The sequence below is a fragment of the Kitasatospora sp. NPDC036934 genome, assembly GCF_055608425.1.
Map to the genome: position 1 here is coordinate 28,443 of NZ_JBVJQR010000043.1, position 15,648 is coordinate 44,090.

General features: G+C 76.5%; 14 protein-coding genes and 2 pseudogenes. 8 read left to right on the forward strand and 8 right to left on the reverse strand.

Features of this window, described 5'->3' with window-relative positions; genetic code table 11:
* Nucleotides 1-3 precede the first annotated feature (3 nt).
* Entirely contained in the window at nt 4-1,395 is a 1,392-nt protein-coding gene (locus ACZ7BZ_RS35915) for an alpha/beta fold hydrolase (protein WP_470362022.1), read from the reverse strand.
* A gap of 540 nt (nt 1,396-1,935) precedes the next feature.
* Between ACZ7BZ_RS35915 and ACZ7BZ_RS35920 the strand changes: the two genes are divergently transcribed.
* Nucleotides 1,936-3,405: a phenylacetate--CoA ligase family protein gene (locus ACZ7BZ_RS35920; protein ID WP_470362023.1), complete on the forward strand. Its 1,470-nt coding sequence runs from the start codon at nt 1,936-1,938 to the stop codon at nt 3,403-3,405.
* Nucleotides 3,406-4,449, forward strand: a complete 1,044-nt coding sequence (locus tag ACZ7BZ_RS35925) for a hypothetical protein (RefSeq protein ID WP_470362024.1) — start codon at nt 3,406-3,408, stop codon at nt 4,447-4,449.
* 12 nt (nt 4,450-4,461) lie between these two features.
* Here ACZ7BZ_RS35925 and ACZ7BZ_RS35930 read toward each other — a convergent pair whose 3' ends face one another.
* Entirely contained in the window at nt 4,462-5,043 is a 582-nt protein-coding gene (locus ACZ7BZ_RS35930) for a TetR/AcrR family transcriptional regulator (RefSeq protein WP_470362025.1), read from the reverse strand.
* 50 nt (nt 5,044-5,093) lie between these two features.
* Between ACZ7BZ_RS35930 and ACZ7BZ_RS35935 the strand changes: the two genes are divergently transcribed.
* Both ACZ7BZ_RS35935 and ACZ7BZ_RS35940 read left to right on the forward strand, forming a co-directional pair.
* Nucleotides 5,094-5,612, forward strand: coding sequence for a GNAT family N-acetyltransferase (locus tag ACZ7BZ_RS35935; protein WP_470362026.1), 519 nt, complete (start codon nt 5,094-5,096; stop codon nt 5,610-5,612).
* Nucleotides 5,613-6,186: 574 nt separating this feature from the next.
* Nucleotides 6,187-7,242, forward strand: a complete 1,056-nt coding sequence (locus ACZ7BZ_RS35940) for an NAD-dependent epimerase/dehydratase family protein (RefSeq protein WP_470362027.1) — start codon at nt 6,187-6,189, stop codon at nt 7,240-7,242.
* 13 nt (nt 7,243-7,255) lie between these two features.
* On the opposite strand, the gene ACZ7BZ_RS35945 is transcribed toward ACZ7BZ_RS35940, so the two are convergent.
* Nucleotides 7,256-8,404 (reverse strand): sensor histidine kinase, encoded by a 1,149-nt coding sequence (locus ACZ7BZ_RS35945; protein ID WP_470362028.1) that lies wholly within the window; start codon nt 8,402-8,404, stop codon nt 7,256-7,258.
* Nucleotides 8,401-9,261 carry a response regulator transcription factor gene (locus ACZ7BZ_RS35950; protein WP_470362029.1) on the reverse strand — a complete coding sequence of 287 codons (861 nt, stop codon included), beginning with the start codon at nt 9,259-9,261 and terminating at the stop codon, nt 8,401-8,403. The genes ACZ7BZ_RS35945 and ACZ7BZ_RS35950 overlap by 4 nt, the downstream gene beginning before the upstream one ends.
* 191 nt (nt 9,262-9,452) lie before the next feature.
* On the opposite strand from ACZ7BZ_RS35950, the pseudogene ACZ7BZ_RS35955 reads away from it, so the two are divergent.
* The 4 genes and pseudogenes from ACZ7BZ_RS35955 to ACZ7BZ_RS35970 form a co-directional block, all read left to right on the forward strand.
* Nucleotides 9,453-10,163 (forward strand): annotated as a pseudogene (locus ACZ7BZ_RS35955) (glycosyltransferase family 2 protein); the annotation flags it as partial.
* A 102-nt stretch (nt 10,164-10,265) separates the two neighbouring features.
* Entirely contained in the window at nt 10,266-10,793 is a 528-nt protein-coding gene (locus tag ACZ7BZ_RS35960) for a TIGR04282 family arsenosugar biosynthesis glycosyltransferase (RefSeq protein WP_470362035.1), read from the forward strand.
* On the forward strand, nt 10,790-11,443 hold the full coding sequence (locus ACZ7BZ_RS35965) for a methyltransferase domain-containing protein (RefSeq protein WP_470362030.1): 654 nt from the start codon (nt 10,790-10,792) through the stop codon (nt 11,441-11,443). Before ACZ7BZ_RS35960 ends, ACZ7BZ_RS35965 begins: the two co-directional genes overlap by 4 nt.
* 83 nt (nt 11,444-11,526) lie before the next feature.
* A complete protein-coding gene (locus tag ACZ7BZ_RS35970) occupies nt 11,527-12,675 on the forward strand; it encodes a thioesterase domain-containing protein (RefSeq protein ID WP_470362031.1) in 1,149 nt (382 codons plus the stop codon).
* A gap of 11 nt (nt 12,676-12,686) precedes the next feature.
* Here the strand turns inward: ACZ7BZ_RS35970 and ACZ7BZ_RS35975 are convergent, their stop codons facing one another.
* The 4 genes and pseudogenes from ACZ7BZ_RS35975 to ACZ7BZ_RS35990 all read right to left on the reverse strand — a co-directional run.
* Nucleotides 12,687-13,346, reverse strand: a complete 660-nt coding sequence (locus tag ACZ7BZ_RS35975; protein WP_470362032.1) for a cytochrome b/b6 domain-containing protein — start codon at nt 13,344-13,346, stop codon at nt 12,687-12,689.
* Nucleotides 13,330-14,043, reverse strand: a complete 714-nt coding sequence (locus tag ACZ7BZ_RS35980) for a molybdopterin-dependent oxidoreductase (RefSeq protein WP_470362033.1) — start codon at nt 14,041-14,043, stop codon at nt 13,330-13,332. The genes ACZ7BZ_RS35975 and ACZ7BZ_RS35980 overlap by 17 nt, the downstream gene beginning before the upstream one ends.
* Nucleotides 14,044-14,108: 65 nt before the next feature.
* Nucleotides 14,109-15,497 carry a hypothetical protein gene (locus tag ACZ7BZ_RS35985; RefSeq protein ID WP_470362034.1) on the reverse strand — a complete coding sequence of 463 codons (1,389 nt, stop codon included), beginning with the start codon at nt 15,495-15,497 and terminating at the stop codon, nt 14,109-14,111.
* A pseudogene (locus ACZ7BZ_RS35990) lies at nt 15,481-15,648 on the reverse strand (5'-methylthioadenosine phosphorylase); the annotation flags it as partial. The gene ACZ7BZ_RS35985 and the pseudogene ACZ7BZ_RS35990, both read right to left, overlap by 17 nt.

Genomic DNA, 15,648 nt, shown 5'->3' on the forward strand with positions numbered 1-15,648 from the left:
CCGCTACTTCAGCAGGAAGTCGTAGACCGCCTGCCGCCCGGCCGGGTTGGCCGCCCGGTTCTGCACCGAGTGCGCCGCCCCGGGCACGATCACGATCTGCGGGTGGTGCGCCGACTCCGCCTGCTGGTACAGCCATTCGTACGGCGTGGCCAGGTCCCGGTCCCCGCCGAGCAGCAGCACCGGCACGTCGGGCAGCTTGCGGTGCTCCGGCGGCAGCGGCGGCACCTGCTCGCGCGGCCAGTCCAGGCAGACCAGCAGGGAGCCCAGCCCGGTCGCGGTCGCGGGGTCGTACGGCCAGGTCTGCTCGGCGGTGAGCCGCTGCCGGGTGCGCTCCACCGCCGTCGCGCGGCCCTCGACGGGGGTGTCGGCGGTGCCCCACGGGAAGCGCGAGTCGGCGCACAGGGCGGCGGAGTGCAGCCCCTGGCTGAGTTCCTCGGCCGGGGCGGCGTCGACCTCCCGGTGGACGAGGTCGAAGAAGTCCTGGAGCTTGGCGGGCTGCCCGGCGGCGGCCTCGTGCAGGATCTCCGGGACGGCGCCGTAGTCCGGGTCGATGAACTCGTAGCCGGTGAGCGCGCTCAGGATCTGCGCCCCGTTGCCGTATCGCCGGACGGTGGCGGCGAGGTCGACGGCCGGGTCGGTGGTGCAGCCGGTCGCCTGGCAGGCGGCCCGCAGGACCCGGGCGGTGGCGGGCAGTGCGGCCAGGTCCAGGGGGTCGAAGCCCGCGCGCGGCGCCACCGAGTCGAGCACCAGCCGGGCCACCCGGGCCGGGTGGGCGAGGGCGTAGCGCCTGGCGACGACGGTGCCGTAGGAGACGCCGTCCAGCGTGAGGCGTTGGTCGCCGAGGGCGCGCCGCAGCAGGTCGATGTCGGCGACGGTGGCGGCCGTGCTGTAGAAGCGGGCGTTCGGGCCGAGGGCGGTGGCGCAGTCGGCGATGGACTGCTTGCGGGGCAGGGCGAGGTCGGAGGAGCCCATGTCCTCCTGGAGGCCCGGGCACTGGAGCGCGCCCCGGCCGGTGCCGCGCTGGTCGAACATCACCAGGCGGTAGTCCTTGAGGACGGGCGCCAGCTTGTCCGCCATCCGCTTGATCGTCGGGACGCCGGGCTGGCCGGGGCCGCCGACCAGGAACAGCAGGTCGCCCTTGGGTGCGTCGGCGTTGCCGCTCATCGCCACGTCGAGCGAGAGGGTGCCGGGGGTGGCGCCGCCGTGGTCGAGCGGCACGGTGAGGGTGCCGCAGGTGAACTCGGGCGCGTCCGGGCAGGGCGCCCGCCCGGTGATTCCGCCGCCGTGCCGCTGCGGGTCGGTCGGCGCCGCGACGGCCGGGCCGGCCAGTGTGGTGCCGGCGACCACCGCGACGGCGCCCAGCAGGGCGGCGACGCGGCCTCGTGTGCTCGTCATGTTCGTCCTTCCGGTCACGCCGCGTCCGTACTGGCGCGGCCACGGAAGCAGCCTGCACTCCGGGGCCCGCCGATGGCGAGAGTTCGGGCCGGAACCGCTGGGGACGGTCCGTCAGAACCCGGATGGAGCACGGGCCGTACAGGAGTTCGTACGGCGTCCGCGAGGGCGGCGGGCCGGGCTGTTCGACCCCGGGGGTGCCGGACCTGCCACTGAGCGCCGACCGGTGCCTCCCCCCGGAGGCAACTGACAACTGATATGAATCACAGGAGAATTACCCATGCACATGGGCTGTTCCCGGTGCCCGCACCGCCCCTAGACTGCCGCTGCCCGCCGACGACACCCTGCGGGCGACACCGCAGCGCGCTCGGCCCCGACTCGCCGCGCGCGCCCGCACGGAGGAGGAACCGAGCATGGTCAAGCACTACCTCAAGTACGCCTTCAGCACCCTCACCGCCGCGATGTTCCTGCACATGGCCTGATCCGCACGACCCCGGCCAGGGCCGGGTGGCGTACCGTCCGACCCTGGCCCGGGGAGCCCGCTTGTTCGCGACCGCAATGAGCCAACTGCGCTACGGCGCAGCGATTCTGACGAACCGCAGGATTCGACCGGGCGACCTCGAACGCCTCGCCCGCGACCTGGTCGCCACCATCGCCGAATTCGGCGAGCCCGGCGAGGACTCCGCGCTGCTGCCCGGCCGGGCCGGGCACGTCGACCCCCAGCTGCGCCGCGAGGTGGCCCGGCGCAGCCTGCGCGCCACCGCCCGCGCCGCCGTCCGGCACACCGCCTACTACCGCCGGCTGATCGCCGAACTCGACCTCGATCCGGCCACGTTGGAGCCGGAGGACTGGTCACGGGTGCCGGTCACCCCCAAGCAGGCGCTGCGCGCGCTGCCCGCCGCCTTCGTCTCCGCCGCCGCCACGCCCGCTCTGATGGCGCTCACCACCGGCACCAGCGGCACCCCCACCGCGGTGTGGTTCTCCCGCGACGAGATCGAGACCGCCATCGCCTTCAGCACCATCTCCGCCGTGCTCGGCCTCGGGCTGCGGCCCCGCCACACCGTCGCCTACGCGGGCTGCTCCCGCGCCACCCTGCCGCTGGTGTACGCCGTGGAGTCGACCACCCGCACCGGCGCGGGCTTCGTCCAGTTCGGCACCGTCGACCCGGCGCTGGCGCTGGACCGCCTGGCGGCCCCGCTCGGCCTGCCCGGCAAGGACCCGCAGATCACCCATCTGACCACCTCCGCCTCCTACCTGGCCGCCCTGGTCCAGGAGGCCGAGCAGCAGAAGTGGCAGAGCGCCGACTTCGGCCTGGAGTCGATCAGCGTCGGCGGCGAGGTGCTCTCCACGCCGCTGCGCCGCCGGGCCGAGGCGGTGTTCGGCGCCGCGGTGTCCTCCGCGTACCTGATGACCGAGATCCTGCCGTCCGGCGCCACCCCCTGCGCCCGGGGCCATCTGCACCACACCACCGAGTTCGGGCACCTGGAGGTGCTCGACCCGGTCAGCGGGGAGCCGACCGCCCCGGGCGGGATCGGCACCGTGGTGCACACCCCGTACGTGCCCTACCGCGAGTGCACCCTGCTCCTGCGCTACGCCACCGGGGACCTGGTCCGCCTCCCGGACGGGCCGCCGGACTGCGAACTCGCCCACCTGCCGGCCACCTCGGAGATCCTCGGCCGCTGGTCCGGCCCGCTGAGCACCGCCGTCACCACCCGGCAGGTGCTCGACCTGGTGGAGGCCGAACCGGAGGTCCCGCTGCCCGCCCGCTACGCCCTCACCGAGGGGCCGGAGGGGTCGGAGGGCCCCGCCCGGCTGCACCTGCTGGTCCCCCGGCTGCCCGCGACCGCCCTGCACGGCCGGCTGGAGGAGCGGGCCGGGGAGGCCGGGCTGCGGCTGGCCGGCATCGTGCTGCACGAGGACCGGGCCACCATGCCGCCGACCGCCCCCGTCCGCGCCGACCTGCGCGAACACAGCTTCGAGACATCGGGCGCCGGGCGCCCCGGGAGGCCGTGAATGGACGTCAGCCCCCTCGCGCTCACCGCGCTGACCGCCGCGGTGGCCGTCGAGATCGCCGTCGCGGCCCGGTACCTGACCGGGGTCCGGATGCCCCGGCCGCCGGTCGGGGTGTACACCGGGGGCGACATCGCCGTGCTGTGCGCCGGTGTGGTCGTCGCGCCGCTGCTGTACACCGCGCTGCCCGGGGCGGCCGTCTCCGCCGTGTTCGGCCTGGTGCTCTGCCTGGCGGTGCAGTTCACCCTCGCCCCGCTGCTCGCCGCCACCGGGCTGCGGGCCGTGCCGTGGTCCTGGGCGGCCGCCCTCGGGGGCACCGCCGCCACCGGGCTCGCCGCCCTCACCGGCCACCCCGGCGGCGCCCGGGCCGGCAGCGACCTGCTGATCGCCGTCGCGGTGGTCGGCGTCGCCAACCTGTGGACCCAGAGCGGCCTGCGGGCCGGCCACACCGCCGCGCTGGCCGCCGTGCTCACCGGGTACGACCTGGCCGCCACCACCCTCACCGACACCACCGCCCGCTTCTTCGAGCAGGTCCGCGACCGGCCGTTCGCCCCGATGCTGGCCCTCACCGGCGGGTCCCAGCCGGTCGCGGTCGGCCTCGGCGACCTGCTGCTGCTCGTCCTGTTCCCGCTGGTCGCCGCCAAGGCCTACGGCCGCACCGCCGCGTGGACGGCCGCCCTGGCCGGTCTGCTGGTGACCGGCGCCGTCAGCGGCTGCTTCGCCCTCGGCCTGCTGTCCACCGGCTTCCCGCTGCTCACCGCGCTCGGCCCGCTGATCGTCGCCCAGCACCTCCACTGGCGGCGCCGCTCGGGCGGTGAGCGCACCACCGCCCAGTGGCGCGAGGGCCGTTCCGCCCCGCTGCCGCCACCGTCCGGCACGGAACTAGCCGCCGCCCTGGCCGCCCCCGCCCCCGAGGGCGCGCCGCCGGGCAGCTGGCTGGCCCTCGGCGCCGGCCGGGTGCTGGGCACCGGCCCGACCCCGGGGCGGGCCCGCCGCGACGCCCGCCGCCAGGGGGCGGAGGCCCCCACCACGGCCCGGATGGTCTGAGCGGAGCCGGGCTCAGCCCAGGGTGGTGTCCAGGAAGTCCCGCCAGGCGGCGTGCACCCGCCCGGCGTCGGCCTCGCCCTCGCCGGCGAGCAGGTCCAGCAGCAGTCCGCGCAGGACGGCGAGCACCACGGTGGCGTTGGCCCGGGTGCCGTCCAGCACCCGTTCCAGCGGCGGCAGCCACTCCTCCAGCGAGGCGGTGCCGAAGTCCAGCCAGGGCTCCGCCCGTCCGAAGGCGCGGACGTAGCCCTCGAAGAACAGTCGCAGCGCGCCCCGACGTCCGGGGTCGGCCAGCCAGGCCCAGAGCAGTTCCAGGGTCTCCCGGGCGGTGCCGCCCTCCTGCTCGGAGCGTTCCAGCAGCGCCAGTTGCTCGGCCCGGCCGGCCGCCAGCACCTCCCGGACGAGTTCCTCCTTCGAGCCGAAGAGGTAGAGCAGCACGCGCGGGCTGGTGCCGATCGCGGCCGCCAGCGGGCGCAGCGAGAGGTCGGACGCGTTGTGCTCGGCGACGTAGCGGACGGTCGCGGCGAGGAGGTCCTCGCGGCGCATCGACGGACGGCGCGGCGCCGGGCGGGAAGGTGCGTTGGTCGGGGTGGACACGTGGTCTATCGTTCCACTGAAACGAGTGTTTCAGTGGAAGGGATGCCGCCATGGCCACCACCGCACCCGGAGTCGTGACCGTCCGCGAGGCCGACCGGCCCGGGGACCTGGGCGCCGTCGCCGCCCTGCACGGCGTCCTCTACAGCCGCGAGTACGGCATGGACGCCACCATGGAGGCCTATGTCGCCTCCGGGATGGCCGAGTTGGTCCTGGCCCGGGTGGCCGAGGGCAGCGCCGCGCCCGGCCGGCTGTGGGTCGCCGAACTCGATGACCGGGTGGTCGGCGCCGCCGGCCTCGTCCGGGCCGAGGAGCGCCCGGGCTGGGGCCAGCTGCGCTGGGTGATCCTGGATCCGGTCGCCCGGGGCCGGGGCCTGGGCCGCCGACTGCTGGACCTCGCCCTGGAGGAGGCCCGCACCCGCTCCTACCAGGGCGTCCTGCTCTGGACGATCGCCGGCCTCGACGCCGCCCACCACCTCTACGCCGGAGCCGGCTTCGAACTCACCGTCTCCCGCCCGGCGCGCAAGTTCGGCCTGGACACCGTCGAGCAGCGGATGGACCTGCCCCTCTGAGCGGTCCGCCCCTCTCAGCCGTTCTCGGCGGCGCCCGCCGGGAGGAGGGCCGACTTCCGGCAGCTGTCCGGGGTGTGGCCGGTCCAGCGCCGGAAGGCCCGGCGCCGGCCCGCGGGTCGGCGCAGCCGAGGCGGGCGGCGATCGACTGGACTGGACCCCGGTACCGACCAATCCCGTTTCACTGACCTGCAGTTCTGGACGGACGAGCCCGGAACCGCTCTCCTACTGGACAGTTGGCAGGTCTGAAGGGGCTTCAGGTCGGGCATAAGACCGGCAACCGGTTATGGGCCCGGCCGCGACTCCCCCACGAGTGCGACCGGGCCCCGACCGGTGACCGGGCCTGGGCGTGACTCCCCCCACGGAGCAGCGGCCGGGCCCGATTGCTGTTCATCCGGCGACACGCAGCGTACATGTCATCTCTACCCAGCGCTACCTCGCGGTCGACTGAGTCGCCGGATGTCGACAGTTTCCGGCAGTTGTCGACAGGGGTGCCATCGCCCGGAGTCTTACCGAAGCGTGACACGGCCTCCGGATCGGCCCGTTGCCGGGGCGGCGGGCGATAGCGTCGCCGGTCATGAGGATTCTGGTCACCGGCGGCGCCGGGTTCATCGGTTCGGCGGTCGTACGGGCCCTGGTCGCGGCGGGTCACGACGTCCGGGTCCTGGACGCGCTGCTGCCCGCCGTCCATCCCACCGGGGCGTGCCCCGCGCTGCCGGAGGGCGTCGACTTCCGGCACGGGGACGTCCGGGACGCGGCGGCGGTCGGCCCGGCGCTGGCCGGGGTGGACGCGGTCTGCCACCAGGCCGCCATGGTGGGCCTGGGCCTGGACCTCGACGATGCGCCCGCCTACGCGGGTTGCAACGACCTGGGCACGGCCGTGCTGCTCGCCGCGATGGCCCGCGCGGGCGTGCGCAGCCTGGTCCTCGCCGGCTCCATGGTGGTCTACGGCGAGGGCCGCTACCGCTGCCCGGAGCACGGGGAGGTCGCCCCTGGCCCCCGGCACCCCGGCGAGCTGGACGCCGGCCGCTTCGAACCGCCCTGCCCCGAGTGCGGCGCCGCGCTGCACCCCGGCCTGGTCGCCGAGGACGCCCCGGCCGACCCGCGCAACGTCTACGCGGCCACCAAGCTCGCCCAGGAGCACCTGGCCGGCGCCTGGGCCCGTGCCTGCGGCGGCCGACTCCTGACGCTGCGCTACCACAACGTCTACGGCCCCGGGATGCCGCGCGACACCCCGTACGCCGGGGTGGCCTCGCTGTTCCGCTCGGCACTGGCCCGGGGCGAGGCTCCGCGGGTGTTCGAGGACGGCGGGCAACGCCGGGACTTCGTGCACGTCCGGGACGTCGCGGACGCCAACCTCGCCGCGCTCACGGCCGTCGGCAACCGCCCGCCGGGCAGCGTCCGGGCGTACAACACCGGCAGCGGCGAAGTCCGCACGGTCGGCGAGATGGCCGGGGCGCTGGCCGCCGCCCACGGCGGGCCGGCGCCGGTGGTCACCGGCCAGTACCGGCTCGGCGACGTCCGGCACATCACCGCGGACTCCGCGCGGCTGCGCACGGAGCTGGGCTGGCGGGCCCGGGTGGCCTTCACGGCGGGCATGACGGAGTTCGCGGCGGCGCCCCAGCGCGGGTGACCGCGGCCGGCGCTCAGCCCCGGGCGGCCGGCAGCACGATCTCGAAGCAGCAGCCCCCGGCGACGTTGCGCACCCGGGCCCGCCCGGCGTGCGCCTCCACGATGCCGCGGACGATGGCCAGCCCGAGCCCGGCGCCGCCCTCACCCCGCTCCCGGGCACTGCCGAGATCGGCCGAGCGGGGCGTGCGGGCAGTGCTGCCTCGCCAGCCCGTCTCGAACACCCGGGGCAGGTCCGGCTCCGGGATGCCGCCGCAGCCGTCGGTGACCGCCAGCACCACCTCGTCCGCCTCCCGGCGGGCCGAGACGGCGACCACGCCGTCCTCCGGGGTCGACCGGATGGCGTTGACCAGCAGGTTGCCGAGCACCCGGGTGATCTCGCCGGAGTCCACCTCCACCGGTTCGGCGGCGACCTGCCCTCCCTCCAGCCGGACCCCGCGCTGGCGGGCCAGCGGATGGGCTCCGGCGAGCGCCTCGTCGACCAGGTCGTACACCGACACCCGGGACAGCGAGAGGGCCAGCGCCCCGGCCTGGATCCGGGACAGCTCGAAGAGGTCGTCCACCATCCCGGTGAGCCGCTCGACCTCGGCGCGCATCCGCCGCAGGTAGTCCTGCGGGTGCTCGGCGACACCGTCCTCCAGCGCCTCCGCCATGGCCCGCAGGCCCGCCAGCGGGGTGCGCAGGTCGTGCGAGATCCAGGCGATCAGCTCGCGGCGGGAGGCGTCCAGGGCCTGGGTCCGGGCCCGGGACTCCGCGAGCCGGGCGCTGGTGGCGGCCAGTTCGGCGCCCAGCTGGGCCAGTTCCAAGCCCAGCGGGCGCTCCGGCGCGGTGAACCCGGCGTCGCTGCCGACCGTCCGGGCCGCAGCGGTCAGCGCCCGGCTCCCGGCCACCACCTGGCGCCCCAGCAGCGCCGCGGTGGCCAGCGAGACCACTGCGGCCATCGCCAGCACCGTGATCACCACGCCCAGATCGTGCCGGGACAGGAACATCGCCTGGGCCACCGCGAAGGTCCCGGAGGTGACCGCCAGCACGGTGACGGCGGCGACGCAGAACAGCGACAGCGCGAGCGAACGGCGCCGCAGCAGCCGCACCGCCAGCCAACCGAGCAGGCCGGCCCCGCCGGCGCCGAGCGCGGCGAACAGGGCGATCAGCAGCAGGTCCTTCACGCCGCCCCGCCCTCTCCGGTCTCCGGACCTCCGGCCGCTCTGCCGGACTCCGGGCCTCCGGCCGGGGCCGGGTCGTAGCGGTAGCCCACGCCCCAGACCGTGCAGATCAGCCGCGGCGCGGCCGGGTCGTCCTCGATCTTCTCCCGCAGGCGGCGGACGTGGACGGTCACCGTGGAGAGGTCGCCGAAGTCCCAGCCCCAGACCCGCTCCATCAGCTCCTGCCGGGCGAACACCGTGTGCGGGTTCCGGAGCAGGAACGCCAGCAGGTCGAACTCCCGCAGGGTGAGCGCCAGTTCACGTCCGTCCCGGTACGCCCGGCGGGCCTGCGGGTCGAGCGCGACGTCCCCCGAGACCACCCGCCCGCCGACCCCTCCGGCCGCCACGCCCGCACGGGAGCGGCGCAGCACCGACTGCACCCGCAGGACGAGTTCGCGCGGGCTGAACGGCTTGGTGACGTAGTCGTCCGCGCCCAGTTCGAGCCCCAGGATGCGATCGGTCTCGTCCCCCTTGGCGGTGAGCAGGACGACCGGCAGCTCGGCACCGTCCGGGTCGGCCCGCAGCCTGCGGAGGATCTCCAGGCCGTCGATGCCCGGGAGCATCAGGTCCAGGACCAGCAGGTCCGGCCGGGCGCTACGGGCCAGGGCCAGCCCCGCGGGGCCGTCGGCGGCGCGGTCGACCTGGTGACCGGCCCGGGTGAGGTAGCCGGCGACGACCTCGGCCACGGTGGGGTCGTCGTCGACCACCAGGACGCGGCTGGGCCGCGCCGGGCCGGCGGGGGCGGGCGCCGGGCCGACCGGGGCAGGCGCCGCTCCGGCGGGGATGGGCGCCGTTCCGGCGGTGATGGGGCTCTCGTTCACCTCGCCGAGGATACGAGGCGCCGGCCCCGGCGGACGGCCTCCGGGCCCCGCGTCCGACTTCCGTAAGAACCTCGCTGCGGTGCCCGCCACCGGCACGCGCTCCCCCGAACGGGCCCCGCCGCCCGGCCGTCGTACTTCCGTAAGGGCGCGGCTGGGCCCCGGCGGTGCCGGCCGAGGCTAGCGTGACCGGCGTGACTCCTCCCCTCCCTCCCGCAGCGGTCGTCGACGTCGTCCTGCCCTGCCTCGACGAGGCCGCCGCCCTGCCCTGGGTGCTCGGACGCATCCCGGCCGGTTGGCGGGCCGTCGTCGTGGACAACGGCTCGCGCGACGGATCCGCCGAGCTGGCCCGCTCCCTCGGCGCCACCGTCGTCGAGGAACCCCGGCGCGGCTTCGGCGCCGCCTGCCACGCCGGGCTGCGCGCCGCAACCGCCGAGCTGGTCTGCTTCATGGACTGCGACGGCTCGCTCGACCCCGCCCAACTCCCCCGGGTCACCGGCCCGGTGCTGGCCGGCGCCGCCGACCTGGTGCTCGGCCGCCGCCGGCCCGCCACCGCCGGCGCCTGGCCGGTGCACGCCCGGCTGGCAAACGCCGTCCTCGCCCGCCGACTGCGGGCCCGCACCGGCACCCGGCTGCACGACCTCGGCCCGATGCGGGCCGCCCGGCGGGAACGGCTGCTCGCCCTCGGCCTCGGCGACCGGCGCTCCGGCTACCCGCTGGAGATGGTCCTGGCGGCCTCCGCCGCCGGGCTGCGGATCGCCGAGACGCCCGTCGACTACCTGCCGCGCGCGGGCCGCTCCAAGGTCACCGGCACCCTGCGCGGCACCCGCCAGGCCGTCCGCGACATGCGGGCGGTGCTGGCCGCGCCGCCGCCCACCCTGCTGGTGATCGCCAAGGCGCCCGTCCCAGGCCGGGTGAAGACCCGGCTCACCCCGCCCTGCACCCCGGTGCAGGCCGCCGCCCTGGCCGAGGCAGCGCTGGCCGACACCCTGCACGCCCTGACCGCGATGCCCGCCGGGCGCCGCCTGCTGGTCCTGGACGGCGAGCCGGGCGACTGGCTGCCGCCGGGCTGGGAGGTCCTCCCCCAGGGCGGCGGCGGCCTGGACCGACGGCTCGCCGCGGCCTTCGCCCACGCCGCCCGGCTGGCCCCGGACGCCCCCGCGCTGCTGGTCGGCATGGACACCCCGCAACTCGCCCCGGCCGCCCTCGCCGAACCGCTGTCCGCCGCCCGGCGGCCGGGCCTGGACGCCTGGTACGGCCCGGCGGCCGACGGCGGGTTCTGGGCGCTCGGCCTGGCCCGGCCGACCGAGCGCCTGGCGGCGCGCCTGCTGCACGGCGTCCCGATGTCCACCCCGGACACCGGCGCGGCCCTGCTCCGGCGGCTCGCGGAGGCCGGCCTGACCGTCCACCGGCTGCCCCGGCTGACCGACGTCGACACCGTCGACGACGCCCGGCAGGTCGCCGAGGAAGCCCCGAACAGCCGCTTCGCCACCCGGCTGCGCGCCCTCGACTCCGTTCCGGAGGTGGCGAGTTGACGGTCGCCGCACCCTGGGTGGACGACCCCTTCGCGGAGGCCGTCCGCACCGGCTACGGCCCGCTCTGGCTGCGCCGCGAGGACGGCCGGCGGCTGCACCTGGACATCGAGCGCTGGTGCGCCCCGGCGGCCGGCGCCGACCACAGCCTGCTGCTGCGCTGCGCCCGGCTGGCCGCACCCGTCCTGGACCTCGGCTGCGGCCCGGGCCGGCTGGTGGCCGCGCTGCTCGCCCTCGGGGTGCCGACCCTCGGGGTCGACGTCACCAGGGCGGCGGTGGCCCGCACCGTGGGCCTGGGCGGGGCGGCGCTCTGCCGTTCGGTGTTCGACCGGCTGCCCGCCGAGGGCCGCTGGGGCGCTGCCCTGCTCGCGGACGGCAACCTCGGCATCGGTGGCGACCCGGACGCCCTGCTCCGCCGGGGTGCCGATCTCCTCGCCCCCGACGGGCTGTTGCTGGTGGAGGTGGAGCCGGAGGAGGTGGACGAGCGGTCCGTCGTCCGGGTGGAGGGGCCGGACGGCCGACTCGGCCCGGCCTTCCCCTGGGCGCGGCTCGGAACGGCCGCCACCCTGCGGCGGGCCCGCGCCGCCGGGCTGGTCGAGGCGGAGCGCTGGACCTCGCACGGCCGCCGCTTCGTCGCCCTGCGCAAGGGCTGAACCGGCTCGCCGGGAGCCGTGCGCCACACTAGGCCCTGTCCGGCGGACCGGGCGGCACCGTACGGGAGGGGGCAGGGGTGGGCATGGACACCGTCAGGGCGTTGGCGGCGGCACTCGGGGGCGGGGACGACGCCGTACGGGAGGTCGGCCCCGGTCACCACCGGCTGGCCGTCCCGGACCAGCACGGCGACGGCTTCACCGTGGACGTCCTCGGCGACGGACGCACCGCGCACCGGGTGCTCCACCTGCTGCCCGGCGGCGGCCTCAACGTCGACGCCGACTACTGCACCGCCCAGGGCCGCAGCCTGGCCCGCTACTTCGCCGACCACGGCTACCTGGTGATCGGCACCACCCCCCGCGAGGACGCGCTGGTCCCCGAGCGGATCGGCCCCCGGTGCGCCGGCTGGGGCCTGGACGGCCACCGGGCGGACCTCGAACGGGTCATCGCCGCCGCCGAGTCCGTCACCGGCCTGCCGCACGAGCTGCTCGGCCACTCGGCCGGGGCCGCGCTCGCCCTGGCCACCGCCGCCCGCAGCGGCGGCGCGGGCCCCCGGCGGGTGCTCGTCCTGGACACCACCGGGCCCTACCACCCGCAGCGGGAGCCGGAGTCGCTCGCCCGGGCCGAGGCGCTGACCGACCTGTTCCGGCAGCAGCTGGACGCCGGCGTCCGGACCGTCGACCCCGGGCTGAAGGGCCTGTTCGCCCGCGCGGCAACCGCCCCGGACGCCCCGAGCGGGGTGCCCCGGCCGGTGGACGGGGCAGCCCCGTTCAGCAACCTCGGGCTGCTCCACTACGCCCTCACCCACACCCGGGACCTGCCCGGCCCGGCGAACTGGATCCACCACCGCGGGCACAGCGCCGGCGGCTACCGCTTCGGCGCCACCCCCGCCGAGGACCGCTTCACCCTGACCCACACCCCGCTGGCCGTCTGGCAGCAGGCGGTCGCCCGTCTCGGCAGCGGCCTCCAGCCGACCGCGCTGCTGCGCGACCTGGCGGCGATCTGGGCCGGCCGGACCGAGACCTACGCGATCGACTGGGCCGCGATCCGGGCCGAAGTGGTCTGGCTGAACGCCGAGTTCGGGCGCGGCGACCACGACCTCGGCGCCCGGCTGATCGCCCGGGGCGGCGCGAACGTCGACTACCGGGTGGTCCTGGACTACGGCCACGGCGACGTGGTCTGGTCGGCCACCGCCGAGCGCGACGTGTGGAGCCTGCTGCTGCCCCCGCGGTGACGGCCAGGCCGTCAGGTCCGCTCGCCGGCGCTCGTCCGCAACGGCTCCGGGCCCTCGGGCGCAGGATCCTCGGGCGCCGGGCGCCACTGCGGGTGCTCGCGCTCGGCCCAGCTCCGCTCGACCAGCCCGGTGCGCATCCCCAGCCGCGACTCGCCGTCCCGCCAGGCCATCCGGACGTGCCCGGCGACCACCACGGCGATGGCGGCGGCCAGCCAGTCGTGCACGAAGGTCGCGCCGGTGCGCCAGGCCGGCGGGGCGAGGTGGGTGAGCCACATCAGCAGCCCGGTGCCGAGGATCACCAGCATCGACCCCAGCGTCCACTGGGCGTACAGCTTCTGCCCGGCGTTGAACTTGCCGGCCGGGCGGTGCGCGGCCCGGGCCCGGAGGGCGCGCAGCCACTGCCGGTCCGCCGGGGTGAAGCGGCTCAGCCGGGAGAAGTCGGCGCGCAGCGCCCGGGAGGCGAGACCGAGCAGCAGCGGCACCGGCAGTGCCAGGCCGCACCACACGTGCACGGTGACCACCAGCGGCCGGTTGCCGACCAGTTGGGCGAGCGGCGCGAGGTAGAGGCAGGCGGCGGTGGCCAGGCAGACGCCCATCAGGGCGGCGGTGGTGCGGTGCACCCAGCGCTCGGCGCGGGTGAAGCGCAGGACCAGATCAGCTCGTCGGTGCATCGTCCCGCCCGTTCGACCGGCCGACCCAGGCGTCGACGTCATAACCGTTGCCCTCCCAGTACCCCGGCTGGACGGAGTCCGTGACGGTGATGCCGGAGAGCCACTTCGCGGACTTGTAGAAGTACATCGGCGCGACGTACAGCCGCACCGGCCCGCCGTGCTGGTGGCCGATCGGCTTGTCCTCCAGCCGCAGCGCCACCAGCACGTCGTCCCGCCGGGCCTGTTCGAGGGTGAGGCTCTCGGTGTAAGCGCCGTCGAAGCAGCTGAAGCGGACGGCCTTGGCGCCCGGCCGCACCCCGGCGGCGTCCAGCAGGTGCGCCAGCGGGACCCCCTCGAAGGGGGTGTTCGGCACCCGCCACCCGGTGACGCACTGGACGTCCTTGACCAGCCGCCGCTGCGGCATCGCCTGGAGGTCGGCGAGCCGGTGGGTGGCGGGGTGGTCCACCAGGCCGTCCACGGTGAGCGTGTAGTCGGCCGCACCGCGCTCCGGGACGGAGGTCACCACCGAGTAGTAGCGGAAGCCGTTGTTGCCGGGCAGCAGCCCGGCCAGGCCGCTCGGGTCGCGCTCCGCCAGCCCGGACTCCACCCGTTGCAGGAACGGCCCGGCGGCCACCCCGGCCGCCCCGAGGCCGAGGAGCCCGAGCACCACCCGGCGCCCGACCGGGGTGCCCCGGCCCTCTTCGTCTGTTCTGTCCACGCGACTGTCCACGCGACGATTCGACCAGTTCGACCCGGTCCGGGGCCAGTCGCGGAGGCGTCCCGTCAGACTTTCGTCATCTCCGGCCCGGCGCCGCGCACCGGCCGCGGTGGCAGGGCGCGGGCCAGTCCGCGCACCGCGGGGACCACGAGCACGCAGGCCAGCGCGGCACCGTACGCGGTGCGCTGGGCCTCCTCGCCGCCCACCAGGTAGAGCAGTTGCCCGGCCGCCGGGACGGCCAGCCACTCCCAGCGGCCGTCCAGCGCGACCAGGGCCACCACCAGCAGCCCGTACCAGGGGTAGCTGGGGGCGACCAGCAGCAGGGCCGTCCCGGTCACCGTCAGCGCGCCCCGCCAGGGCCGGTCCGGGTCACCGCGCCGCAGCACCCCGAGCACCACCGCCGCCAGCACCAGGGCCGCCGCCCACGGCGCCCAGCGGTCCGGCAGCACCACCCGCACCAGGCCGAACCGCTCCAGGTGGTCCTGCTCGTAGCCCTCCTCCCGCAGGTAGCCGGGCAGGTAGCCGAGGACGCCCACGCCGGAGAGCGCGACGTACGGCAGGTAGGCCGCCGCGAAGGTGCCGAGGGCCGAGGCGAGCAACACCAGGTCGCGCTTGGCGGGCCGCCGGGCGAGCAGGCCCGAGAGCGCCCCGGGCAGGGCGAGGGCCGGCAGCAGCTTGGTGGCGATCGCCGCCCCGAGCAGGGCGCCGCCGGCCCCGGCCCGACGGCGGGCCGCACAGCCGAGGCCGGCCACCATCAGCAGCGCGCCGAGGGTGTCCACGTGGGCGTCGTTGACGGCCCACACCGTCACGCCCGGGCACCAGCCCCACAGCGCCGCCCGCCGACTGCGCCCGCCGACGACCAGCAGCACGCCGGTGGTGGCGACAGCCAGCAGGGCGCCGCCCACCTGGACGCCGCGCACCCCGCCGCCGAAGGGGTGTTCGACGAGGAACCAGGCCTCGGCGACCGGCGGGTAGACGGTGTGCACGGCGGGCCGGTTGATCCGGGTGCAGTCCCCGGCGGCGGTCCGGTGCTCGTCCCAGGCGGTGCAGCCGCCTGTCGTCGGGAACAGGCCCGGATCGCGCAGGGCGCGCAGGGCGGGGTCGTCCGGGGTGTGGGCGTACGGGGAGGTGCCGGCCGCCTGGACCCGGCCGTCCCACACGTAGCGGTAGGCGTCGTCGCTGGTGCGCGGCGGCGCGAGCAGCCCGACGGCGGCGACCAGGACACTCCCGGCCAGGACGACCGGCACCACCCGGCGGTCCTCCACCCTTCGCAGCAGGAGCAGGGCGAGCGCGAAGAGGGCGGCGTCCAGGGTGTACCAGTCGTGCAGCGGCGCCCGGTCGGCGAGGGTGCCGCCGCCGGTCACGGTCAGGGCGAGGGCCGCGACCAGGGCGGCCAGGGCCGCGGCGCAGGGCAGGGTCCGGGTGAGCACCGGCCGGTCAGCGGCCCGGGACACCGGGCAGTCCGGTGGTGAGGCCGTCCAGGGCGTGCGGGCAGGGGCACTCGCGGACCGCGGGCAGGGCCTCCAGGGCCTTGAACAGCACCGTGCGCAGTCGGTCGACGTTGCCCGCGAAGACCTCCAGCACCTCCGCGTGGGTCACCCCGTC

Coding starts and splice junctions, on each gene's coding strand:
- ACZ7BZ_RS35915 (WP_470362022.1), bottom strand. CDS start 1,395: ATGACGAGCACACGAGGCCGCGTCGCCGCCCTGCTGGGCGCCGTCGCG.
- ACZ7BZ_RS35925 (WP_470362024.1), top strand. CDS start 3,406: ATGGACGTCAGCCCCCTCGCGCTCACCGCGCTGACCGCCGCGGTGGCC.
- ACZ7BZ_RS35935 (WP_470362026.1), top strand. CDS start 5,094: ATGGCCACCACCGCACCCGGAGTCGTGACCGTCCGCGAGGCCGACCGG.
- ACZ7BZ_RS35940 (WP_470362027.1), top strand. CDS start 6,187: ATGAGGATTCTGGTCACCGGCGGCGCCGGGTTCATCGGTTCGGCGGTC.
- ACZ7BZ_RS35960 (WP_470362035.1), top strand. CDS start 10,266: ATGCCCGCCGGGCGCCGCCTGCTGGTCCTGGACGGCGAGCCGGGCGAC.
- ACZ7BZ_RS35970 (WP_470362031.1), top strand. CDS start 11,527: ATGGACACCGTCAGGGCGTTGGCGGCGGCACTCGGGGGCGGGGACGAC.
- ACZ7BZ_RS35975 (WP_470362032.1), bottom strand. CDS start 13,346: ATGCACCGACGAGCTGATCTGGTCCTGCGCTTCACCCGCGCCGAGCGC.